18 protein-coding genes are annotated in these 22,652 nt (G+C 73.1%); 9 read left to right on the forward strand and 9 right to left on the reverse strand.

The window, feature by feature from the left end; all coding sequences use genetic code 11:
• Positions 1-229: 229 nt before the first annotated feature.
• Complete coding sequence (gene treY / locus AQJ66_RS01175) at positions 230-2,599, reverse strand: malto-oligosyltrehalose synthase (RefSeq protein WP_208611254.1); 2,370 nt, start codon at positions 2,597-2,599, stop codon at positions 230-232.
• 92 nt (positions 2,600-2,691) lie between these two features.
• The gene (gene glgX / locus AQJ66_RS01180) at positions 2,692-4,815 is read right to left on the reverse strand and encodes a glycogen debranching protein GlgX (RefSeq protein WP_061915012.1); all 2,124 of its coding nucleotides are present in this window, start codon (positions 4,813-4,815) and stop codon (positions 2,692-2,694) included.
• A gap of 198 nt (positions 4,816-5,013) precedes the next feature.
• On the opposite strand from glgX, the gene AQJ66_RS01185 reads away from it, so the two are divergent.
• From AQJ66_RS01185 to AQJ66_RS01200, 4 genes are all read left to right on the forward strand, one after another.
• A complete protein-coding gene (locus tag AQJ66_RS01185) occupies positions 5,014-5,826 on the forward strand; it encodes a hypothetical protein (RefSeq protein WP_061915015.1) in 813 nt (270 codons plus the stop codon).
• Between the two features lie 48 nt (positions 5,827-5,874).
• Positions 5,875-7,200 carry a copper amine oxidase gene (locus tag AQJ66_RS01190; RefSeq protein ID WP_061915018.1) on the forward strand — a complete coding sequence of 442 codons (1,326 nt, stop codon included), beginning with the start codon at positions 5,875-5,877 and terminating at the stop codon, positions 7,198-7,200.
• Between the two features lie 115 nt (positions 7,201-7,315).
• On the forward strand, positions 7,316-8,557 hold the full coding sequence (locus AQJ66_RS01195; protein WP_061915020.1) for an SAV2148 family HEPN domain-containing protein: 1,242 nt from the start codon (positions 7,316-7,318) through the stop codon (positions 8,555-8,557).
• Between the two features lie 147 nt (positions 8,558-8,704).
• The gene (locus AQJ66_RS01200) at positions 8,705-9,436 is read left to right on the forward strand and encodes a 3'-5' exonuclease (protein WP_061915023.1); all 732 of its coding nucleotides are present in this window, start codon (positions 8,705-8,707) and stop codon (positions 9,434-9,436) included.
• 34 nt (positions 9,437-9,470) lie between these two features.
• On the opposite strand, the gene AQJ66_RS01205 is transcribed toward AQJ66_RS01200, so the two are convergent.
• The gene (locus tag AQJ66_RS01205) at positions 9,471-10,334 is read right to left on the reverse strand and encodes a phosphotransferase enzyme family protein (protein WP_061915026.1); all 864 of its coding nucleotides are present in this window, start codon (positions 10,332-10,334) and stop codon (positions 9,471-9,473) included.
• 196 nt (positions 10,335-10,530) lie between these two features.
• Between AQJ66_RS01205 and AQJ66_RS01210 the strand changes: the two genes are divergently transcribed.
• Complete coding sequence (locus AQJ66_RS01210) at positions 10,531-11,682, forward strand: CDP-alcohol phosphatidyltransferase family protein (protein WP_061915029.1); 1,152 nt, start codon at positions 10,531-10,533, stop codon at positions 11,680-11,682.
• Positions 11,683-11,752: 70 nt separating this feature from the next.
• Here the strand turns inward: AQJ66_RS01210 and AQJ66_RS01215 are convergent, their stop codons facing one another.
• Positions 11,753-14,005 carry an MMPL family transporter gene (locus AQJ66_RS01215; RefSeq protein WP_107118826.1) on the reverse strand — a complete coding sequence of 751 codons (2,253 nt, stop codon included), beginning with the start codon at positions 14,003-14,005 and terminating at the stop codon, positions 11,753-11,755.
• A 378-nt stretch (positions 14,006-14,383) separates the two neighbouring features.
• Between AQJ66_RS01215 and AQJ66_RS01220 the strand changes: the two genes are divergently transcribed.
• The 4 genes from AQJ66_RS01220 (at position 14,384) to AQJ66_RS01235 (ending at position 17,487) form a co-directional block, all read left to right on the forward strand.
• Entirely contained in the window at positions 14,384-14,932 is a 549-nt protein-coding gene (locus AQJ66_RS01220; RefSeq protein ID WP_061915035.1) for a DUF1697 domain-containing protein, read from the forward strand.
• 137 nt (positions 14,933-15,069) lie between these two features.
• Positions 15,070-16,002 carry a sigma-70 family RNA polymerase sigma factor gene (locus AQJ66_RS01225; RefSeq protein ID WP_061916599.1) on the forward strand — a complete coding sequence of 311 codons (933 nt, stop codon included), beginning with the start codon at positions 15,070-15,072 and terminating at the stop codon, positions 16,000-16,002.
• Between the two features lie 55 nt (positions 16,003-16,057).
• Positions 16,058-16,693, forward strand: coding sequence for a mycothiol-dependent nitroreductase Rv2466c family protein (locus AQJ66_RS01230; protein WP_061915038.1), 636 nt, complete (start codon positions 16,058-16,060; stop codon positions 16,691-16,693).
• 503 nt (positions 16,694-17,196) lie between these two features.
• Positions 17,197-17,487, forward strand: coding sequence for a hypothetical protein (locus AQJ66_RS01235; protein WP_061915040.1), 291 nt, complete (start codon positions 17,197-17,199; stop codon positions 17,485-17,487).
• Between the two features lie 64 nt (positions 17,488-17,551).
• Here AQJ66_RS01235 and AQJ66_RS01240 read toward each other — a convergent pair whose 3' ends face one another.
• The 5 genes from AQJ66_RS01240 to AQJ66_RS01265 all read right to left on the reverse strand — a co-directional run bounded on the left by AQJ66_RS01240 (position 17,552) and on the right by AQJ66_RS01265 (position 22,651).
• Positions 17,552-18,289, reverse strand: a complete 738-nt coding sequence (locus AQJ66_RS01240; protein WP_061915043.1) for a sirohydrochlorin chelatase — start codon at positions 18,287-18,289, stop codon at positions 17,552-17,554.
• 8 nt (positions 18,290-18,297) lie between these two features.
• Positions 18,298-19,182 carry an ABC transporter permease gene (locus AQJ66_RS01245; RefSeq protein WP_061915046.1) on the reverse strand — a complete coding sequence of 295 codons (885 nt, stop codon included), beginning with the start codon at positions 19,180-19,182 and terminating at the stop codon, positions 18,298-18,300.
• Positions 19,169-19,954 (reverse strand): ABC transporter ATP-binding protein, encoded by a 786-nt coding sequence (locus tag AQJ66_RS01250; RefSeq protein WP_061915049.1) that lies wholly within the window; start codon positions 19,952-19,954, stop codon positions 19,169-19,171. The genes AQJ66_RS01245 and AQJ66_RS01250 overlap by 14 nt, the downstream gene beginning before the upstream one ends.
• A 35-nt stretch (positions 19,955-19,989) precedes the next feature.
• Complete coding sequence (locus AQJ66_RS01255; RefSeq protein ID WP_061915052.1) at positions 19,990-21,093, reverse strand: aliphatic sulfonate ABC transporter substrate-binding protein; 1,104 nt, start codon at positions 21,091-21,093, stop codon at positions 19,990-19,992.
• A gap of 223 nt (positions 21,094-21,316) precedes the next feature.
• The gene (locus AQJ66_RS01265; RefSeq protein WP_061915058.1) at positions 21,317-22,651 is read right to left on the reverse strand and encodes a sulfate adenylyltransferase subunit 1; all 1,335 of its coding nucleotides are present in this window, start codon (positions 22,649-22,651) and stop codon (positions 21,317-21,319) included.
• Between the last annotated feature and the right edge of the window lies 1 nt (position 22,652).

Here is a 22,652-nt window from a genome sequence, read left to right on the forward strand (position 1 = left end):
GGCTCGGCACCTCCCCGGGCTCGCCGTCGACCGGCTTCGCCGAGGCGCGCCGTCCAGCTGCGCGGCCCACCGGCGTAGCTTCCGCGCACGCACGCCAAGACGGCCCGGGCGCGACCGGAGCCCTGCCGGTCCGCCTGCGGCCCGGCGGCCCCGTCCGCGGCGGCACGCGAGATGCCGCACCCGCCGGCGGTGAGCCCGGCAGGCGCGGACCCGGCGGCAGCGTGCCCGCTCAGTCGCCGTCCGTCCGCTCCAGCAGGACCACCGGCAGGCGCTCGAAGAGGTCCGCCACGCGGGTGGGACCCGTGAACTCGCGGCCCGGGGTCAGGGTGTCCGTCCAGCGGCCCGGGGGGAGGTCCAGGCGGGTGTCGCGCCAGCCGCCCGTCTCCGCCAGGCGCAGGGAGAGGCGGGTGACCGCCGTCAGGACCTCGCCGGAGCGGGTGAAGGCCAGGCAGTGCTCGGCCGCCGGGCCGTCCGCGGTGAGCGGGGCGTACGTCGCCGCCGTACCGAAGGCGCCGGGCCGGCGGGCGCGCAGCCGCAGGGCGGCCGCCGTCAGCGCGTCCTTCTCGCCGGGGGCCGCCGGCGGGAACGACACCGGGCGCCGGTTGTCCGGGTCCACCAGCGCCCGGTACTCGCTCTCCGTGCCCTGGTACACGTCCGGCACCCCCGGCATCGTCAGGTGGACCAGGGCGGTGCCGAGGACGTTCGCGCGGATGTGGGGCTCCAGCACCTTGCGGAAGGCGGTTACCCGCTCGCCGGGCGGCCCGCACGGTCCCGCCGAGACGAAGGCGGCCACCGCCTCCTCGTACGGCGGCTCCTGCTCCGTCCAGCTGGTGTACATGCCCGCCTCGCGCACGTGCTTCAGCAGCGCCTGCTGGACCCGCTCCTCCTCCGCCGGGCCCAGCCCGAAGACCGTCTGCCAGGCCGCCCAGGCCAGTTGCCCGTCCGGCACGCCCTCCTCCGGCAGGGTCACCTCGGCGAGCAGGTCCGCCCAGGGGCCGGGGCACTCGGTGAGCACGGCCAGCGCCGCCCGGACGTCCGCGCTGCGCTTGGTGTCGTGGGTGGAGACGACCGTCCCGGTGGCCGGCCAGTCGCGCTGCACGCGCGCGCAGTATGCGTGGAAGTCCTCCGGCGTCACGCCGGGCGAGCCGGGGTCGCCGCCGACCTCGGCGGCCGACAGCAGCGGCACGTACCGGTAGAAGGCCGTGTCCTCCACCGCCTTCGCGCGCAGCGCCGACGCGGTCTGCGCGAACCGGGTGCGGAACTCCACCCGGTCGGCGTGGTCCGGCGCCGACGCGTCGCCCGGGTCCTCGACCAGCATCCGGCGCACGACGGCGACCGCGTCGGCCTCCTCGGGCACCACGAAGGCCAGCCGGGCCTCCGCGGCGGCCTCCTCGGTGACCACGGCGGCGGCGTCGCCGGAGGCGTACGGCCGGTACACCCGCATCCGGACCAGCAGCTCCTCCACGGCCGTGCGCAGCGCCCAGGGGGCCCGGTCGCGCAGGGCCAGGTCCGGCGAGGCGGCGCACAGCCGGGCGGCCACCCGGGTGAGCCGGTCGGTCTCGGTGGCCAGCTCGTGCGTGAGCACCTTGTAGGCGGCCCGCCGGACCGTGGCCTCCCAGTTGCCGCCGCGGTCCGTCTGCGGCGCCGCGAAGGCCCGGTAGCGGCCCAGCAGCTCGTACGCACCGGTGCGGTCCGTGAACAGGCCGTCGACGTGGCGCAGGGCGTCGTAGCCCGTGGTGCCGGCGACGGGCCAGGAGGCGGGCAGGTGCTCGCCGTCGGCGAGGATCTTCTCCACCACCGTCCAGCGCCCGCCGGTCGCCTCGTGCAGCCGCGCCAGGTAGCCGTCGGGGTCCGCCAGCCCGTCCGGGTGGTCGACCCGCAGCCCGTCGATCACGCCCTCCGCCAGCAGCTGGAGGATCTTGCCGTGGGTGGCGTCGAACACCTCCGGGTCCTCCACGCGCACCCCGATCAGCTCGGAGATGCTGAAGAAGCGCCGGTAGTTCAGCTCGGTGCGGGCCAGCCGCCACCACACCGGGCGGTACCACTGGGCGTCCAGCAGGTGCGGCAGCGGCAGGTCCGCCGTGCCCTCGCGGAGCGGGAAGGCGTGGTCGTGGTAGCGCAGGACGTCCCCGTCGGCCACGAGGTGGTCCAGCTCCCCGCCGACCGGGCCGCCGAGCACGGGCAGCAGCACCCGGCCGCCCTGCGCCTCCCAGTCGATGTCGAACCAGCGCGCGTACGGCGAGCCGGGGCCCTCGCGCAGCACCTCCCACAGCGCGTGGTTGTGCCGGGGAGCCATGGCCATGTGGTTCGGGACGATGTCCACCACCAGGCCCAGCCCGTGCTCTTGCGCGGTCCGCGCGAGCTCCCGCAGCCCGTCCTCGCCGCCCAGCTCCGCGCGCACGCGCGTGGGGTCCGTGACGTCGTAGCCGTGCGCGGACCCGGGGACGGCCTCCAGGACGGGGGACAGGTGCAGGTGCGAGACGCCGAGCGAGGCGAGGTGGGGTACGGCCGCCGCGGCGGCGGCGAACGGGAACGCGGGCTGGAGCTGCAGCCGGTAGGTGGCGGTGGGCACTTCCGGTCGGGGGCGCGCAGAAGTCATGGGAACCTACGTACCCAGCGTGCCGTGTTTCGTGTCATCCGGTCCGCGTCCGAACGGGGGGCGCGCGATGCAGTGCGCGCCCCCGCGTGCGCCTACGCCGGCCGCTGGAGCACCGTCAGGCTGCGGTCCACCAGGGTGATGCGGTCACCGGCCGCGACCTTCGGGCCCGTCCCCGGCGGGACGCCGTCCGGGCGGGCCGTGTCGACGACCACCTGCCATTCCTGCCCGTGGTCGACGGGCACCACGAAGTCCAGCGGCCCGGGTGAGGCGTTGAACATCAGCAGGAACGAGTCGTCGGTGATCCGCTCCCCGCGCGCCCCGGGCTCGGAGATCGCGTTGCCGTTGAGGAACACCGTCAGCGTCGAGGCCTGCGCCGAGTCCCAGTCCTGCTGGGTCATCTCCGCGCCCTCCGGGGTGAACCAGGCGATGTCGGACAGCTCGTCGTGGGTGCCCTCCACCGGGCGGCCGTGGAAGAAGCGGCGGCGGCGGAAGACCGGGTGGTCGCGGCGCAGCCACACCATCGCGCGCGTGAACTCCAGCAGCTCGCCGCCGCCGCCGTCGTCCTCGGTGCCGGGCCAGTGAACCCAGGACAGCTCGTTGTCCTGGCAGTAGGCGTTGTTGTTGCCGTTCTGGGTGCGGGCGAACTCGTCGCCGTGGCTGATCATCGGCACGCCCTGGGACAGCATCAGCGTCGCGACGAAGTTCCGCATCTGCCGGGCGCGCAGGGCGAGCACGTCCTGGTCGTCGCTGTCGCCCTCGGCCCCGCAGTTCCAGGACCGGTTGTGGCTCTCGCCGTCCCGGTTCTCCTCGCCGTTGGCCTCGTTGTGCTTGTCGTTGTAGGCGACGAGGTCGTGCAGCGTGAACCCGTCGTGGCAGGTGACGAAGTTGATCGAGGCCAGCGGGCGGCGGCCGTCGTCCTGGTAGAGGTCGGAGGAGCCGGTCAGCCGGCCGGCGAACTCCGCGAGCGTGCGCTGCTCGCCCCGCCACACGTCCCGCACGGTGTCCCGGTACTTGCCGTTCCACTCGGTCCACAGCGGCGGGAAGTTCCCCACCTGGTAGCCGCCCTCGCCGACGTCCCACGGCTCGGCGATCAGCTTCACCTGGGAGACCACCGGGTCCTGCTGCACCAGGTCGAAGAACGACGACAGCCGGTCCACCTCGTGGAACTGCCGGGCCAGCGTCGCCGCGAGGTCGAAGCGGAACCCGTCGACGTGCATCTCGGTGACCCAGTACCGCAGCGAGTCCATGATGAGCTGGAGCACGTGCGGGGACCGCATGAGCAGGGAGTTCCCGGTGCCCGTGGTGTCCATGTAGTAGCGCGGGTCGTCCGTCAGCCGGTAGTACGACGGATTGTCGATGCCCTTGAAGGACAGCGTCGGGCCCAGGTGGTTGCCCTCGGCGGTGTGGTTGTAGACCACGTCGAGGATGACCTCGATCCCGGCCTCGTGCAGCGCCCGGACCGCCGACTTGAACTCCAGGACCTGCTGGCCGCGGTCGCCCCAGGAGGCGTACGCGTTGTGCGGGGCGAAGAAGCCGATGGTGTTGTAGCCCCAGTAGTTGTTCAGGCCCATGTCGACCAGCCGGTGGTCGTTCACGAACTGGTGCACGGGCATCAGCTCGAGCGCCGTCACCCCGAGCTTGGTCAGGTGTTCGATGATCGCCGGGTGGGCGAGCGCCGCGTACGTGCCGCGCAGCTCCTCCGGCAGCCCCGGATGGCGCATGGTCAGACCCTTGACGTGCGCCTCGTAGATCACCGTGTGGTGGTAGTCGGTGCGCGGCGGCCGGTCGTCGCCCCAGTCGAAGTACGGGTTGATCACCACCGACGTCATGGTGTGCGGCGCCGAGTCCAGGTCGTTGCGCCGGTCGGGCTCGCCGAAGTGGTAGCCGTACACCTCCTCGCCCCAGCGGACCGACCCGCTGACCGCCTTCGCGTACGGGTCGAGCAGCAGCTTCGCCGAGTTGCAGCGCAGCCCGCGCGCGGGATCGTACGGGCCGTGCACCCGGAACCCGTACCGCTGCCCCGGCATCACGCCCGGCAGGTACGCGTGGCGCACGAAAGCGTCGCTCTCGCGCAGTTCCACCGCCGTCTCCGAGCCGTCGTCGTGCAGCAGACACAGCTCTACTCGGTTCGCGGCCTCCGTGAAGACCGCGAAGTTGGTTCCGGCGCCGTCATACGTGGCACCGAGTGGATACGCCTCTCCAGGCCAGACCTGCATGGACACGACTCTCCCAGGTGTGCCGCCCTGTCGGGGCCGCGTTGCGTGCGAGTCTCCCCGAAAGTGAGGGAACCGCCGGTGACTTACATCCCTCTTACCCGCCGACCAGTGCATACGGCGACTCTTGTACCCGCCGTGTGCCGAACCAATGGGGCAGAACGTACTCCCGGGGAAATGTTGGGGGAGTAGGGGGAAGATGTGCGCACGCTAGCGCGCCGCCACCTGGGCAAGGTGGTGGCCGGTACGGCCCTGGCGGTGGCCGGGACCGCCGTGATGGTCGGGATCACCCTGCCGGGCACGGCAGGGGCGGACGAGACGGGAGGGAGCGGGGCCGGTGCCGGCCAGGCCGCCCGGCAGACGGGACCGGGGCCGGACGGAGCCCCGCCGGGCGTCGTGCGGCAGGCGCCGGCCGAGGGGAAGAAGGGCACGGGGAGCGACCCGCTGACCGACGACGAGCTGCGGCGCGCCGCGGCCATCGCCGCGGGCGGGCAGCCGGCGGCCGCCGAGAACGTCGACGGCGCACGCGGCGCGCAGCGCCTCAGCGTCGACCTCGCCGACCCGGAGGCGGACGAACTCGACGACCCGCACGCGCCGCGCCGGGCGGACGTGACGTTCTACGACTACAAGAGCGACGCCCTGATCACCAGGACGGTGAACCTGGAGACCGGCAAGGTCGAGCGGACCGGCACCCAGCACGGGGTGCAGCCGCCGCTGAGCCGCGCCGAGAACGCCGAGGCGGCCCGGCTGCTGATCGCCGACCCGCTGGGCGCGGGCCTGAAGGCGGACTACAAGGACGCCACCGGGCACGAGCTGACCTCACCGGACCAGCTGCTGCTCAACGGCGCCGTCTACCGGGCCATCCCGGGCGGTCAGCCGGCCGTCCTCGACAAGTGCGGAGAGCACCGCTGCGTGCGGCTGTTCCCGAAGATCGTCAACGGTCCGTGGATCGACGCCCGCCGGCTGGTGATCGACCTGAGCGCCCACAAGGTCGCCGAGCTCAGCCGCCGCTGAGCCGTCCTCCGTCCCACTTTCCACCTCCTCGAGGGAGTCTCCTCCGTCATGCGCAGAAACAGGATCGGCCGCGCCCGCATACGCGCGGCCGCCGGTCTCACCGTGGCCGCCCTGGCCGCCGGCGCCGCGGCCGGCGCCGGACCCGCCGTCGCCCAGCCCCAGGCCGCCCCCGGCGCGGCCGCGGCCGCCGACTGCAGCGCCGCCTACCGGATCGAGCAGAAGCTCTCCACCGGCACCACCTGGCGGATGTGCTGGCGCTACGACAGCAAGGCCGGCCTCGTCCTGGAGCACGTCTCCTACCAGCCCAAGGGCGAGCCGAAGCCGATCCAGGTCCTCAACAGCGCCCGCCTCGCCCAGATCGACGTCCCCTACGACGACGGCAGCGTCGAGTACGACGACCTGACCGGCTTCGGCTTCGCCCAGGGCCTGATGAACCTGGCGCCCGGCGAGTGCCCCGGCGGCACCATCAGGACCGTCAAGGTCCCCGACGCCTGGGACCCGCAGCACCCGAACGTCAACGGCCTTTGCACCACCACCCGCTCCCGCGGCCACGCCTACCGCATGCAGGGCGACAGCGCCAACAAGGTCTTCCAGGCCCAGGGCAAGGACCTGCTCGTCTACACCGTCAACCAGGTCGGCTGGTACGAGTACATGACCGAGTGGCGCTTCCAGGACGACGGCACCGTCAACATGAACGTCGGCGCCACCGGCAGCCTCTCCTACGAGGACTACGACGCCGGCGACGGCCGCGGCTGGCCCATCGGCAAGGGTGCCAAGGCCTACGCCACCAGCCACACCCACAACGTGTTCTGGCGGCTGGACTTCGGCCTCGACGGCTCCTCCAAGACGAAGGTGGAGCAGTACGACTCGGCCGTCACCGCCCCCGCGCACGGCCAGCAGGCGCCGACCAACAAGACCACCCGCACCAAGGTCACCAAGGAACTCGCGGGCGACTACAAGACCTACCGCTGGTGGCGGATGGTCAGCGCGACCGGCAAGAACGAGGACGGGCACGCCCGTTCGTACGAGATCGTCCCCGGCCCCACCACCAAGTACCCGGGCCGCAGCTTCACCCGGCACGACGTGTACTTCACCGAGTACAACAAGTGCGAGCAGTTCGCCAGCAACAACCCCGGCAACTGCCCGGCGGGCGCGGGCAAGTCCGTCGACAAGTGGGTCAACGGCCAGACGCTCACCCACCCGGTGGTCTGGATGAACGTCGGCTTCCACCACATCGCCCGGGACGAGGACCAGCAGCCCATGCCGATCCACTGGCAGGGCTTCGCCATCGCCCCGAGGGACGTCACGGCTATGAATCCGCTCACGCCGGACGAGCTGGCATGGCAGAACGGCCACTGGCGGCCGCGTAGTTGAGCGAACAGGACGGGAAACCGACCTGTCCATCCGGCTGCATCGCCGACCGCTCCCGGAGTACCCTTCCTTGATCGTTGGGACGGGGAAGGTCCGGGGGACGGAAGGCGGTGCACGGGTGGGCTCGGGAGGGCTGGAGCTGCCCCCTGGTGACGAGGGTCACGAGGGGAACTCCGCAGACGTCCCGCCCGGTGCGGTGTCCCTGGCCCGGCCGATGGACGCGGCCGGGTCCATCGGGCCGGAACTGGACTGGGACACCGACGCCTGGCTCGAGGTGCGCGTCCGCGCCCAGCGGGCCGGCCGGGCCTACATCTGGCTGAACCTGGTGGAGCAGCGGCTGCGCGCGGTCGTGGCCGCCGTGCTGCGGCCCATCTACGAACCCGTCCACGGCGACGAGTGGGTGGTCGCCGCGGCCGGGCCCGCAGGCCAGGAGTGGGTGCAGCGGGCGGTTGCCGTCCGCGAGGTCAGCCGCCGCAAGGGCTACCTGCTCGACCCTGCCGACGACAACGTGCTCAGCTTCCTGACGCTGCCGCAGCTGCGGGAGCTGATGGTGCAGCACTGGCCCTGCTTCGAGCCGTACTTCGACGAGCGCCGCGACCTCGAACTCGCCCTGGACGAGCTGGAGGTCACCCGCAACGTCGTCTCCCGCAACCGGGCGCTGTCCGAGTCCGTGCTGAACCAGGCCGAGCGCGCCTCGGCCCGGCTGCTGGACATGCTCGGCGCCGGCGGCGACGTGCCCTCCGCGCGCCGGCTGCCCGTCGACGCGGTCGAGGACCTGGTGGGCGACCGGTACGCGGACGTCGTCGCCGTCCACTCCGACCGGGTGCGGCTCATGCGCCAGTTCCCGGCCGAGGACCTCTTCGGCGAGGCCCGCCGCCTCGACGCCATCGGCATCGGCCTCAACCTGCTGGTGCAGAACTTCTCCGGCCGCCGCCTGGTCCGGCTCGCCGAGTCCGGCTGCCGGGTGCGGCTGCTGTTCCTGAACCCGGCCTCCAGCGCGGTCAAGCGCCGCGAGCGCGAACTCGGGATGAAACGGGGCGAACTGAGCCGCTCCGTGGAGATGAACATCCTGCACCTGCGCCGGGTCCGCTCCCGGCTGCGCGACCCGGGCGCCTTCGAGATCCAGGTCTACGACGAGACGCCCCGTTTCACCGCCTACCTGGTGGACGGCGACGGCGCCGACGGCATCGCCGTGGTGCAGTCCTACCTGCGCGGGGCGCGGGGGATGGAGTCGCCGGTGCTGGTGCTGCGGGGCGGCAGCAAGGTGGTCAAGCCGGGCGACGCGGGCGACGGCGGGCTCTTCCCCACATACCGTGAGGAATTCGAGCTGGCCTGGGCGGATTCGCGCCCGGTGTCCTGAACTGTCCCCGGGGGCAGGCGGAACGCGCTCCCCGGATTGTCAGTGCCGCGTGCGATGGTGAAGCCCACTGGGGGAAAGCACCACCGAGAAGGGGGGCCGCCGAATGGGACGGCACCGGGAGTCGCACGCCGGAACGAGGGCCGTGCGATGAGCTGGATCACGGGGCCGCTCGTGGCCTTCGACCTGGAGACCACGGGCACGGACGTCGAGACGGACCGCATCGTCACCGCGGCGCTGGTGCGGCTGGGGCCGGACGGGGCCGTCGCCGCGGAGTGGAACTGGCTGCTCGATCCCGGGGTGGCGATACCCGCCCAGGCGTCGGCGATCCACGGCATCTCCACGGACCACGCCCGCGCGCACGGTGTCCGGGCCGCCTCCGCCGTCGAGGAGATCGCCCGGAGCGTCGCCGAGGTCCTGGACGCGGGGACCCCGCTGGTCGTGATGAACGCGCGCTACGACCTGTCCCTGCTGGACCGCGAGTGCCGGCGGCACGGACTGGCGTCGGTCGGTGAGCGGCTGGGCGGCGAACCGTCGCCCGTCATCGACCCCCTGGTCATCGACAAGCACGTCGACAGGTACCGCAAGGGCACGCGCGCCCTGCACGCGCTGTGCGCGCACTACGGCGTGCCGCTGGACGACGCCCACAACGCGCGGGCGGACGCGGTGGCCGCCGCCCGCGTGGTCCGGCGCATGGGCGAGAAGCACCAGCCCGTCGGCTCGATGTCCCTGCCCGACCTGCACGACCTGCAGATCCGCGCGGCGGCCGACCAGTCCGTCTCCCTCCAGGCCTACCTGCGCCGCACCACGAACCCGTCGGCGGTCGTCGAACAGGCCTGGCCGGTCATCCCGCGCAGCCGGAGACCCGAAGCGAACGGCTGAGCCGGCGGCGGGGCTCCAGGGGCTGCCGCGGCGGTCAGAACGGATACCACCGCACCGTCTCGTCCCCGTCCCGCAGCGACGCCACGCGGCGGCGGAACTCGGCCAGGGCTGCGGGGTTGCCCGGCGCGTGCTGGGCCACCCAGGCGCAACTGGCCGTCTCACGGGCGCCCCTGAGGACCGCGCAGCCCTCCCACTCCCGTACGTCCCAGCCGTAGGCCTCGGTGAAGGAGTCGTAGTCCTGCGCGGGCAGGCCGTACCGGTCGCGGGAGAGGGCCATGACCACCAGGTCGTGCTCGCGCAGGTCGGCGGAGAAGGTCTCCAGGTCGACCAGGACCGGGCCGTCGGGTCCGACGTGCACGTTGCGGGGCAGCGCGTCGCCGTGGATCGGCCCCGGGGCCAGACGGGGCGTCAGCGCGGCGGCGGCCGCCGCGAACCCGTCGCGGCGCGCCCGCAGGTACGCCGCGTCCTCCGGGTCGATCGCGTCGCCCGCGAGCCGCAGCCAGCGCTCCACTCCGCCCAGCAGCTCGCGGGGCGGCAGGGCGAAGGGGGGAGCGGGGAGCGCGTGCACGATCCGCAGCAGCCGCGCCAGGTCCCGCGGCCGGGCCGGCCGGACCGGGTCCGCCAGCCGGTGCCACACCGTCACCGGGTGCCCCTCGATCAGCAGCGGCTTCGGCTCGGCCGCCCGCACCGCCGGGACGCCCGCGTCGGCCAGCCAGCCGGCCACCTCCAGCTCGCGCCGGGCCCGCTCCAGCAGCTCGGCGTCGCGGCCCACCTTGACCACCAGGCCGCCGGCGGCGAACACCGCGTTCTCGCCCAGGGCGAGGAGCCGCGCGTCCCGCGCCGGGCCGGGCAGCACCGCCGCCGCGGCCAGTACGTCCCGCGCCCGTGCCTCGTCCATCACCCGTCTCCGCATCGTCTCGGTCCGTCACGCGCCGGCCAGTCTCGCATCCGCGGTCGCCTGGCTCTGCCGTAGACCCGACCGATCTGTCGGACCGTTACCCCTCGCCGAAGGTTGTACGGAGCGGATCTTGTGCCTTCGGTAAGAGCATTCCTAACGTCGGGTAAACGCCGATTGAAAGTCAGGTAGTAGACCCATGCCATCGAAACACCGGGACGTTCCGGGCCTTGCCGAGGTGCGCCGCCTCACCCAGAAGAAGCGGGACGCGTGGTGGACCGTGCTGCTCGTCGACCCGGTCGCCACACCGCTGGTGCGCCAGGTCGCCCAGCGCACCCGGATCACGCCGAACCAGATCACCTGGGGCGCACTGCTGCTCGGACTCGTCGCGGCCGGCTGCTTCGCGCGGGGCGAGTGGCACTGGCTGATCGCCGGTGCCGTCGTCTACCACCTGAGCTTCATCCTGGACTGCATGGACGGCAAGGTCGCCCGGCTCACCGGCCAGGGCTCGGTGTTCGGCGCCTGGCTGGACTACATCTTCGACCGGATCCGCGTCATGGCCTGCGCCGTCGCGCTGATGGGCGGCCAGTACCACCGCACCGGGAACACCCTCTACATATGGCTGGCCGCCGCGGTCGTCTTCCTCGACGGGCTGCGCTACCTCAACTCCCTGGAGATATTCAAGACCCGGCACAGCATGCGCAAGCAGATCAAGGCCCGCCTGCGGGCGGCCCGGCGCGCGGAGAACGCCTCCCGCGTCGCCTTCATGGAGGACCTGCTGCGCGACAACCCCGAGGCGGACATCGAGCAGGACCTGCGCCGCGCCGCCGACGAGGGCACGCGGCCCTTCGTCGCCGGTGACGCCGGGCTGCCGGCCGAGGCGGAGGGCGCCGCCCTGCTGGACGAGGCCGAGGTCGAGGGCGCCGAGCCGCCGGCCGCCGGCACCACCGGCCCGCTCACCGGCGCGGTGCCCGCCACGGCCACCGCACAGGGCACCGGCACGGTCACCACCGAGGCACCGGCCCCGGCCCCGACGGCGACCGCGCCGGCGAGCGCCCGGGTCATCGACCTGCACCAGGAGTTCCGCCACCGCTTCCCCGCCTATCTGCGGATGCGCTCCTTCCTGCTGCGCCACCGCATCCGCACGCACCTGGTGAGCGGCATCGAGTTCCAGATGGGCGTCTTCATCGTCGGCCCCCTGCTGGACGCGATCATCCCCACCACCGTCGTCGCCGGTTCCCTGCTGCTGGTGTTCGAGCTCGCCATCGTCTACAAGCTGCTGCTGTCGACCCGCGACTTCGCCCGCACCATCGACTCCTTCGACCGGGACACGGTGACGCGCGCCGCCTGAGCCGTCCGGCACCACGGGCCGAGGGCCGGGGGGCACCGCCCCCCGGCCCTCGGCCCGAACCCGTCCGGCGTCAGATCCGTACGGTCTCGCCCCCCACCTCCGCCGGCCGGGCCGGCTCCGGAGGCTCCGGCGCCTCGTCGTGGGTGAGGTCCGGCAGCCGGTGCAGCCACTTCGGCAGGTACCAGTTGCGCTCGCCGAGCAGGGCCATCACGGCCGGCAGCAGCACGCCGCGGATCACCGTCGCGTCGATGAGCACCGCGGCCGCCAGGCCCACGCCCATCTGCTTCATCGACTGCATCGACAGCGTGCCGAAGATCGCGAACACGGCGACCATGATGACGGCGGCGCTGGTGACGACGCCGGCCGTGGTGACCACGCCGTGCTGGATGGCGTCCTTCGTGGTCCGGCCGCGCAGCCGGGCCTCGCGGATCCGGGACACCACGAACACGTGGTAGTCCATCGACAGGCCGAACAGGATCACGAAGAGGAACAGCGGCAGCCAGGTCACGATCGCGCCGACGCCCTGCGCGCCCACCAGGGAGGCGCCCCAGCCGTGCTGGAAGACGGCGACGAGGATGCCGTAGGCCGCGCCCACCGAGAGCAGGTTGAGCAGGATCGAGGTGATCGCGACGGTCAGCGAGCGGAACGACAGCAGCATCAGCAGGAAGGCGAAGACGACCACGAACGCGAACACCGGGACGACCGAGCCGAGGAGCTGGTCGTTGAAGTCGTGGTTGCCCGCGACCTGCCCGGTGACCGGCGCCTGCACGCCCTCGACCTTGCCGAGCGTGGCGGGCCGGACCGTGTCGCGCAGCGTGTCCAGGCTCTTGACCGCCCGGTCCATGTCGGAGCCGCCGACCAGCGGTACGGAGACCAGGGCGACGTTCTGCGCCCGGTGCACCGTGATCTCGACGGGGCCGCGCGAGGCGCCCGAGGAGACCGCCTGGCGCTTGAAGCCGGCCAGTGCCCGCCGGACCTCCGGCGCGTCGATGTCCTTGGCCTTGACGACCACCTGGGCGGGTTCGGAGCCGCCCGGGAACGCCTCGTTGAGCCGGTCGTAGGTCTGCACGATCGGCAGCGAGTCGCCGAACTCCTGGTCCAGCGTGAGCTGCTGGGTCTTCATGCCGAGCGCGGGAGCGGCCACGGCGAGCAGCGCGCCGACCGCGACGAGGACGGAGACCAGGGGCCTGGCCAGCACGCCGCGCAGCACGGCGGTCCAGAACCGGCTCTCGCCGCCGCCACCGCGCCGGCGCCGGCGGCCCAGGAACGGGATGCGGCCCTTCTCGACCCGCTCGCCGAGCAGGGAGAGCAGCGCGGGCAGCACGGTCACCGAGCCGACCATGGCGACCGCGACGACCATCAGCGAGGCCAGGCCCATCGCCTCGAACTCGGCGAGCCCGGTGAACAGCATGCCCGCCATCGCCACGCACACCGTGACACCGGAGACGATGATCGCGCGCCCGCTGGTGGCGGCGGCGATGCGCAGGGCGGTGCCGGCGTCCCGCCCGGCGTCCCGCTCCTCGCGCTCGCGGCGCAGGTAGAAGAGGCAGTAGTCGACGCCGACGGCCATGCCGACCAGCAGCATCACGGAGTTGGCGGTGTCGCTCATCGGCTGCAGGTGGCTGACGAGGCCCATCAGGCCCATCGTCGCCATGATCGCGGTGATGGCCAGGCCCACCGGCAGCAGCGCGGCCACCAGCGCGCCGAAGGCGATCAGCAGGATGCCGAGGGCCACCGGCACGGCCGAGTACTCGGCCTGCTGGAAGTCGTTCCCGAAGGCGTCCTTGTACTGCTTGTTCATGCTGGCGCCGCCGATCTCCTCGATCCGCAGGCCCGGGTGCGCCTCGCCCACCCCGGCGACGGCGTCCAGCACCGGCTCGACCCGGTCGGCGGCGGTCTTGGCGTCACCGCGGATGTCGAACTGCACCAGCGCGCTGCGCCCGTCCCGGGAGATGGTGTGCGTGTCGTAGGGCGAGGTCACGTGCGTGACCTTCCCGGTGCGCCGCACGGCGCCGACCACGTCGGCGACGGCGGCCCGGAACTCGCCGCTGGTGGCCTCGACGGCGCCGTCCCGCGACTGGATCAGCACGCTCTCCCCGGCCGGCTGCTTGATACCCGCGTCGTCGATGATCCGCGCGGCGGTGTGCGTCTCGCCCTTGAGCTGGTCGCTCTCGTTCACGTCGACCCGGCCGGCCGCCGAGCCGAACCCCATGGCCAGGACGACGAACAGCACCCATATGCCGACGGCGGCCCAGCGGTGCCGGGCGCTCCATCCGCCGGCGCGGGCGGCCAGGCCCCGCACGCGCACGTCTGCGTTCCCCATGACGGGATGTCCCCCTCGTGTGCGGTGACGGCCCCCTGCCGCCACGCCTTCGCTTGCTCCGCTACGACCGTATGGGCCGGGCGAGGAGCTCTCGTCGTACTGCCCGGTGAGGTGCGCGGCGCCCGGCTCACCACTGGGGAGGACGACGGCCCCTTACATCTATCGGGATCTCCCGGGGGCGAGCCCGGGGAGGGGACCCGGACGCCGCTTCCGACGTGTCGCGGATTGCGCAACCTTGTTGAACAAATCACAGAATCGCGCAGGAGTTGAACCGGAGCCGGTCGATCCGCCAGAGTTTCGCGCAGCCCGGCGTACGCCGGCGCCCGGCCCGTCGCGCCCGCCCCCACGGGGCACGACGGGCCGCTCTATCGTGTCGGGATGACGACCACCTACGCGGCGCTGCTGCGCGGAATCAACGTCGGCGGCCACCGCAAGCTGCCGATGGCCGAGCTGCGCACCCTCCTGACCGGGCTCGGCCACGACGGCGTACGGACCCATCTGCAGAGCGGTCAGGCCGTCTTCACCGCCGGCCGCGGCGACGAGGAGTCCCTGGCGGCCGAGCTGGCCGGGGCGATCGAGGAGCGGTTCGGCTTCGCGGTCGACGTGATCGTGCGCGACCACGCCTATCTGCGGGCGGTGGCCGAGGCCTGCCCCTTCCCGGCCGCCGAACTGGAGGCCAGGCAGCTGCACGTCACCTACTTCTCCGCACCGGTCACCGCCGATCGCTACGCAGGCGTCGACGCCCCGGCCCACCTTCCCGAGGAGTTCCGCCTCGGCGACCGCTGCCTCTACCTGTACGCCCCGGAGGGCCTCGGCCGCTCCAAGCTGGCCGAGGTGCTGTCCCGGTCCCGGCACGCCAAGGAGGTGATCGGCACCACCCGGAACTGGAACACGGTGCTCAAGCTGGTCGAGCTGACCGCCCCGTGAACCGGGCGAACGCCCCCGGCGGCAAACGCGGTTGATCCGCGGGCCCGGATCGCGTTTCGTGGCTCCCGGCGCGACGCGCCGCGCGCGGAGGAAGGGACGGGAAGACGGTGGACGGGGAGACGGTGGACCGCACGGCGGTGGACGGCAGGACGGCGGACGGCGGAACAGCGGACGGGGCTCGGCTCGCGGCTCGTTTCGAGGCGGACCGTCCGCACCTGACGGCGGTGGCGTACCGGCTGCTCGGCTCGGCCCCCGAGGCCGACGACGCCCTGCAGGACGCCTGGCTGCGCGCCCGGCGGGCCGACACCACCGGGGTGGAGAACCTCACCGGCTGGCTGACCACGGTGGTGACCCGGGTCTGCCTGAACCAGCTGCGCGCCCGCCGCAACCGCCGCGAGGACCCCCTGGACGCGCTGGAGCCCGACGCCTCCCTCGGCGCCGCGGGCGGCGACCCGGCCCGGGAGGCGCTGCTGGCCGACGAGGTCGGCGTCGCCCTGCTCGTCGTCCTGGACACCCTCTCGCCCGCCGAGCGGGTCGCCTTCGTCCTGCACGACCTGTTCGCCACGCCCTTCGACGAGATCGCCCCGCTGCTCGACAGGACCCCGGCCGCCACCCGGCAGCTGGCCAGCCGGGCCCGCCGCCGGGTCCGGGGCACCACCCCCGCGCCCACCGGTGACGCGAGCCGCCGCCAGGAGGCGGTCGAGGCGTTCCTGGCCGCCGCGCGGGGCGGTGACTTCGCGGCGCTGTTCGCCCTCCTCGCGCCGGACGTGGTGCTGCACGCCGACGCACGCGTCGGCCCCTCGCCCGTACCCGTCACGGTCCGCGGCGCCGAGACCGTCGCCCGGGGTGCCCTGGCCGCCGTGGCCCGCGCCCGCTTCACCGGCCCCGCCCTGCTCGACGGCCGGATCGGCCTCGTCATGGCCCCGTACGGCCGCCCGCGCCTGGTGCTGGCGTTCTCCTTCGACGACACGGGCCGGATCGCCCGGGTCGAGATCGTCGCGGAGCCCGACCGCCTGCGGGAGACGGAGATCGCGGTCGCCGGGCCGGGGCAGCCGGAATTGGACCACTGAGAACGCGGCGGATTGGGCCGGGATCCTGCTCCACCGGCCCACTAGCGTCACCGCCATGACCTCTGCGCACCACAGTCCTGCGACCGCCCCCACCCGGGTCGGCTGCTACTTCGACCCCGCCTGCCCCTTCGCCTGGATCACCTCGCGCTGGCTGCTGGAGGTCGAGCGCGAACGCCCGCTCGACCTCCGCTTCCACGTGATGAGCCTGTACCTGCACAACGTCGGCAACGAACTGCCGGACTGGTACCGGGACCTCGTCGACCGGTCGATCGGGCCGGTGCGGGTCGCCGTGGCCGCAGCGCGGCGGCACGGTGAGGAGGTGCTGCGCGACCTGTACACCGCCCTCGGCACCCGGATCCACGAACGCGGCGAGAAGGACTTCGACGCGGTGGTCGCCGGCGCCCTGGCCGAACTCGGGCTCGGGGCGGACCTGGCGGCCGCCGCCCACGACCCGTCCTGGGACGACGCGGTGCGCCGCAGCCACGAGGCGGGCGCCGAACCGGAGTCGGGCGGCTACGTGGGCACGCCCACCGTCCACGTCGACGGCACGGTGTGGTTCGGACCCGTGCTGCGGGCCGTCCCGCGCGGCGCCGAGGCCGCCGGGCTCTTCGACGCCTTCCGGACACTGGCCCGCCACCCCGACGTCTTCGAACTCAAGCGGACCCGCACGGGAGCGCTCCGCTTCGACTGATCCCGGAAGGCGAGGCGCGGCACGCCGAACAGCGGTGGCCGAATAACGCTCCTGAGGCGTGCCGGACGCCTCCGGCCGGTGACATATCCGCCGGGCCCGGCGCAGAACCAAGAGCCGACCGCGGTCCGACGTCACAGGGGAGCGCCGGACCGCGGTCGCCCCACGTCTCCCCGCCGTACCGGAGTGACCCGGCTCACCAGGACCCACGGCACGGCACACCCGTGGTCCCAGGGGCGAGGCGCGCGCGGGACGGCCGGAGGGGAACGCACGAGGCGCACGGGCGCGGTGGTGCCGGAGCCGCCGCGGAAGCAGGGGGATCCGGACACGCACCGGGCCGGTGCCGCGGCGCGTTCCGACCGGGACACGGGATGCGGCCAACGAGCAAAGTTCACTCGTACGAGTGGCTATTTTCGGCCGTCTCCGCATCACGGCGGAGATCGCGCCTAGCCTCCAGCCGACCCGCTCGCCCCGCTCCCTGCGCACCAGGAGTCAGGATCAGGACAATGAGCACCTACAACTACCCCGGGCCCCCCAACGGCCCCGCACACGGACTCGACCTCGACGGCCTCCTCCGGCTCACCGACGGGTTCCTCGAGGCGCTCCACGCCGAGTACCCCGGACTCGTCCCCTGCGGAGAGGTCATCCGCGAGGCGCTGGAGGAGGCCGCCGGGGACGGCGGTCCGCCCAACCGGGGCCGCATCCGCTCGGCCCTGGAGACCCTCTCCATCGGCGCCTCGGCCGGCACCGTCAGCCTCGCCTACACCCAGCAACTGGCGCACGTGATGGACCTCTGAGACCCCCGGGGCTCCGCCGCCACGGGGCCCCGGCCTCACCCGCGCGGCACCGCTCGTACGCGCCTCAGGCGCCGAGCGCCGCCGGCAGCGGCAGGGCGGCCGCGTCGTACCGCTCCAGCAGCACCCGCGCCACCTCCGGTGCCGGGCCCAGGACGTCCGCCAGGACGTCCGCCCCGGCCGCACCGCGCGCGATGCGGTCCGGGAGGAAGCCGGGCGCCAGCACATAGGGCGCCACGGCGACCCGCGCACAGCCGAGGGCGCGCAGCTCGCGCACGGCGTCCTCCGTGCGGGGAAGGGATGCGGAGGCGAACGCAGGCCGCACGGCGCACCAACCGGTACGCCACCACTCCCGCGCGATGTCGGCGATCACTGCGCTCGCCTCCGGGTCGGAGGACCCCGCCGAGGCCAGCACGACCCCGGTCGAGGACTTGTCGGCGGGGCTCAGCCCCGCCTCGTACAGCCGCCGTTCCAGCGCGGACAGCAGCAGCGGCGACGGGCCGAGCACCTCCGCCTGCCGGATCCGCAGCCGGGCCGGCGCCTCCCGCAGCACGGCGGGGATGTCGGCCTTGGCGTGGAAGGCCCGGGTCAGCAGCAGCGGCAGCGCCACGACGTCCCGCACGCCCTGCGCCGCCAGCGACTCCAGCACTCCCGGCACCGACGGCACGTTGAAGTCCAGGAACCCGGTCTCCACGCGCAGTCCCGGCCGCAGCGCCCGGACCCGCTGCACCAGGGCGTGCACGGTCCGGGCATGCCGCGGGTCGCGGCTGCCGTGGGCGACGACGAGGAGGACCGGACGGTGCATGGTGTGCCTCAGCCCTTCACCAGCAGGCCGCGGCTGCGCAGCACCCACCGCTCCAGCGGGCTGAAGATCAGCAGGTCGATGGCGATGCCGACGAACAGGATGAGCAGGATCGCCTCGAACACCATGGCCATGTCGCTGGCCGTGCGGGCGTTCTCCAGCAGCTGGCCGAGGCCCACGCCCAGGTCCGGGAAGCTGGCGATGATCTCCGCGGCCATCAGCGAGCGCCAGGAGAACGCCCAGCCCTGCTTCATGCCGGCCACGTAGCCGGGCAGCGCGGCGGGCAGGGTGACGTGCCAGGTCCCCTTCAGGCCGGTCGCGCCCATCGTGCGGCCCGCCCGCAGGAACAGCGGCGGCACCTGGTCGACGCCGGACACCAGGCCGTTGGCGATGGACGGCACCGCGCCCAGCAGGATCACCGCGTACATCATCGAGTTGTTCAGACCCAGCCAGATCACCGCGGGCGGCACCCACGCCACCGACGGCAGCGACTGCAGACCGGACAGGATCGGGCCGATCGCCGCGCGCACGAACCTCACCCGCGCCACCAGCAGACCCAGCGGAGTGCCGATGAGCAGCGCGAAGCAGAAGCCGAGCAGGCCGCGCGAGACGCTGGTCCAGATGTAGCCGAGCAGCGTGCCCTCGAGCCACGACTGGCGCACGACGTGCCAGACGGCGGCCGGCGAGGGCAGCCTGGTCGGGTCGTCGACCACCTTGAGGCTGATCAGCCCCTGCCAGACCGCCAGGACCACGACGATCGCGGTGAGGGGCGGCAGGACCTTGGTGAGGAGGGTCTGCCGCAGGGGCGTGCGGCCGGTGGCCGCGGTCTCCAGCGCGTCGAGGCCCGCCTCGATGCTCCCGGCGTCCTGCGCCGGTGTCGTCTCAGTGCTGGCCATGACGGCGGATCTCCCCACGCAGTACCTCGGTGATCTCCAGGGACAGTTCGGCCACGGGCGCGTCCTCGATACGGCGCGGCTGCGGGATGTCGACCGTCCACTCCCGGGCGATCCGGCCCGGCCGGGAGGACAGCAGGACGACCCGCTGGGCCAGCCGCACCGCCTCGCGCACGTTGTGCGTGACGAACAGGACGGAGAGCCCGGTCTCCGCCCAGATCCGGGTCAGCTCGTCGTGCAGCACGTCCCGGGTGATGGCGTCCAGCGCCGCGAACGGCTCGTCCATCAGCAGCAGGTTGCTCTCCTGCGCCAGCGCGCGGGCCATCGCCACGCGCTGCCGCATCCCGCCCGACAGCTCGTGCACGCGCTTGCCGTACGCGCCCTTCAGCCGGACCAGTTCGAGCAGCTCCTCGGCCTTGCCGCGCCGCTCGCTCTTCGCCACGCCCCTGAGCTTCAGGGCGAGTTCTATGTTCTTGCCCGCCGTCAGCCACGGGAACAGGGCGTGCTCCTGGAACATCAGGGCGGGGCGGCCGTCCGTGGTGATGGACCCGGCCGTGGGCCGGTCCAGGCCCGCCACCAGGTTCAGCAGCGTGGACTTGCCGCAGCCGGAGGCCCCCAGCAGGGTGACGAACTCGCCCGGCGCGACATCGATGCTGATGTCGTCCAGGACCAGTTGCCGCCCGCCCGGTGCCGTGAAGGACTTGGAGACGTGCTCGAGGCGTGCCGCGTACGCCACCGCCTCGGCGGCCTTGGCGAGAGTCGTGGTCGTGGCCATGGTCGTCACCTCCTGGAGAGTCGTCGGATGTCGTGTCAGCGGGTGCCGAGACCGGCGTCGCCGACCGTGCCGGCGCCCTGGTCCTCGAGGACCTTGTTGAGGATCGTGAGGTCGTAGATGCCCTTCAGATCCGGTTTCCGCAGGAGGCCCGCCTCGACCGCGTGCCGCGCCTCGGTGCCGAGCGTGGACGCCAGCGGGTCGTCGGTGAACGTGATCGACTTCCAGGCCGGGTCCAGGACGCCGGCCGGCAGCGCCGTGCCGGAGTCGGCCGCGAGCTGCCTGTTCGCGGCGGCCTTCGCCTGGCCCGGGTGGGCGTTGATCCACTTGTTGGTCTCGACGGAGGCCCTCAGCACGGCCTCGACCGCCTTGGGGTGCTCCTTGAGGAAGCCCTGCCGCACGACGATGTTCGTGATCACGAACTTCTTGTCCGGCCACAGCGACGACTCGTCGAGCAGGACCTTCGCGCCCTCCGCGACCAGCTTGGAGGCGGTCGGCTCCGGCACCCAGGCGCCGTCCACGGAACCGGACCCGTACGCGTCCGGGGTGATCTTGTTGTCCATGCGGACGACCGTGACGTCGCCCTTGCCGCTCTGCGCGTCGACCTTCCAGCCCCGCCCGGCCGCCCAGTCGAGGAACGCCACGTCCTGCGTGTTGCCCAGCTGGGGTGTGGCGATCCGCTTGCCCCGGACGTCCTTCGCGGTCGTGATCCGCTTCGGGTTCACGACCAGCTTCACCCCGCCCGACGCCGAACCGCCGATGATCCTCAGGTCCGTACCGCCCGACTTGGCGTAGCCGTTGATCGCCGGGGACGGGCCGATCCAGCCGATGTCGATGGAACCCGAGTTGAGCGCCTCGATCTCGGAGGGACCGGCGTTGAAGACCGCGGGTTCCACCCTGGTCGCGCCCAGCTCCTTCTGGAAGAAGCCCTTCCGCATGCCCACCAGCGCGGTGGCGTGCGTCAGGTTCCCGAAGTAGCCGATCCGCACGGAGCCGAGGCCGTCGGTCCGCTCGGCTCCGGCGGCCACCTGGGCGGTGCCGTCGTGCCTGGCCTGGGAGCCGTAGCCGCAGGCGGCGAGGGCGAGCAGGGGCAGCGCGGCGAGGGCCGCGAGGCCGCGGCGGAGGGCGGTCGGTGCAGGCACGGGAGGTGTTCCCCTCGTAGGGCCCGGCGGTCACGGTCTCTCAGGTCGTGGCCGGGAGATCGGCGGGTCTGCCACCACGGCGGTGGCGGGTGCGGGCGCGCGAGCGGTGCGCGTACGTCAGCGCACACATCGCGTCACTCCGCCCCTGCCGCTGCCGAGGTCGCCGCTGCCGACGCGGCCGCCCTCCTTCGCGAACATGGACCAGTAGTCGGTGGGGGTCATGTCAGAAGTCCCACCCGTCGTCCCCGGCCTCGTCCTTGACCGGGTCCGGGGCGGCGAACGACTCGCCGACCATGCCCGCGGTGAGCGTGGTGCCGTCGCTGGGGTCGATCAGGATGAAGGAGCCCGTGCGGCGCGAGTCGGCGTAGGAGTCGACCGGCAGCGGCTCGGCGGTACGGATCTTCACCCGGCCGATGTCGTTGGCGACGAGCCGCCCCGGGTGCGGGTGCAGGGACAGGTCGTCGAGCGTGAGCCGGGACGGGATGTCCTTGACGATCGCCTTGACCGTGCGGGTGCCGTGCTTGAGCAGCACCCGGTGCCCGACGGTCAGCGGCGCGTCGGCGACGTGGCAGACGGTCGCCTCCACGTCCTGCGTGGTGGCCGGGGCGTCCTTGGTCGGCACGATCAGGTCCCCGCGCGAGATGTCGACGTCGTCCTCCAGCAGGACCGTCACCGACTGCGTGGTCCAGGCGACCGTGACCGGCTCGCCGAGCAGGTCGATGCCCGAGATCCGGCTCGTCCGGCCGGACGGCAGGACCGTGACCTCCTCGCCGACCCGGAAGGAACCGGCCGCGATCTGGCCCGCGTAGCCCCGGTAGTCCGGGTGCTCGGCGGTCTGCGGCCGGATCACGTACTGCACGGGCAGCCGGGCGTGGCAGTGGCTCAGGTCGTGGCTGACCGGGACCGTCTCCAGGTGCTCCAGCACGGTCGGGCCGCCGTACCAGTCCATGGTCGCGGACGGCTCCACCACGTTGTCGCCGGCGAGCGCCGAGATCGGGATGGCGGTGACCTCGGGGACGCCCAGCTCGGTGGCGTACGCCGTGAACTCCTCGGCGATCGCGGCGAACACGGACTCCCGGTACTCGACCAGGTCCATCTTGTTGACGGCGAGCACCACGTGCGGCACGCGCAGCAGGGCGGCGATCGCCGCGTGCCGGCGGGTCTGCTCGACCACGCCGTTGCGGGCGTCGACCAGGATCACCGTCAGCTCGGCGGTGGAGGCGCCGGTGACCATGTTCCGGGTGTACTGCACGTGGCCAGGGGTGTCGGCCAGGATGAACCGGCGGCGCGGGGTGGCGAAGTAGCGGTAGGCCACGTCGATGGTGATGCCCTGCTCGCGCTCGGCGCGCAGGCCGTCGGTCAGCAGGGCGAGGTCCGGGCCGTCCTGGCCGCGGCTCGCCGACACCCGCTCCACGGCCTCCAGCTGGTCGGTGAGGACCGACTTGGAGTCGTGCAGCAGCCGCCCGACGAGAGTGGACTTGCCGTCGTCGACGGAGCCGGCGGTGGCGAACCGCAGCAGGGTGGTCTCGGGGAGCGTCTCGGTCGTGGTGGTGCTCATC

It is taken from the genome of Streptomyces bungoensis (assembly GCF_001514215.1).
Classification (GTDB): domain Bacteria; phylum Actinomycetota; class Actinomycetes; order Streptomycetales; family Streptomycetaceae; genus Streptomyces; species Streptomyces bungoensis.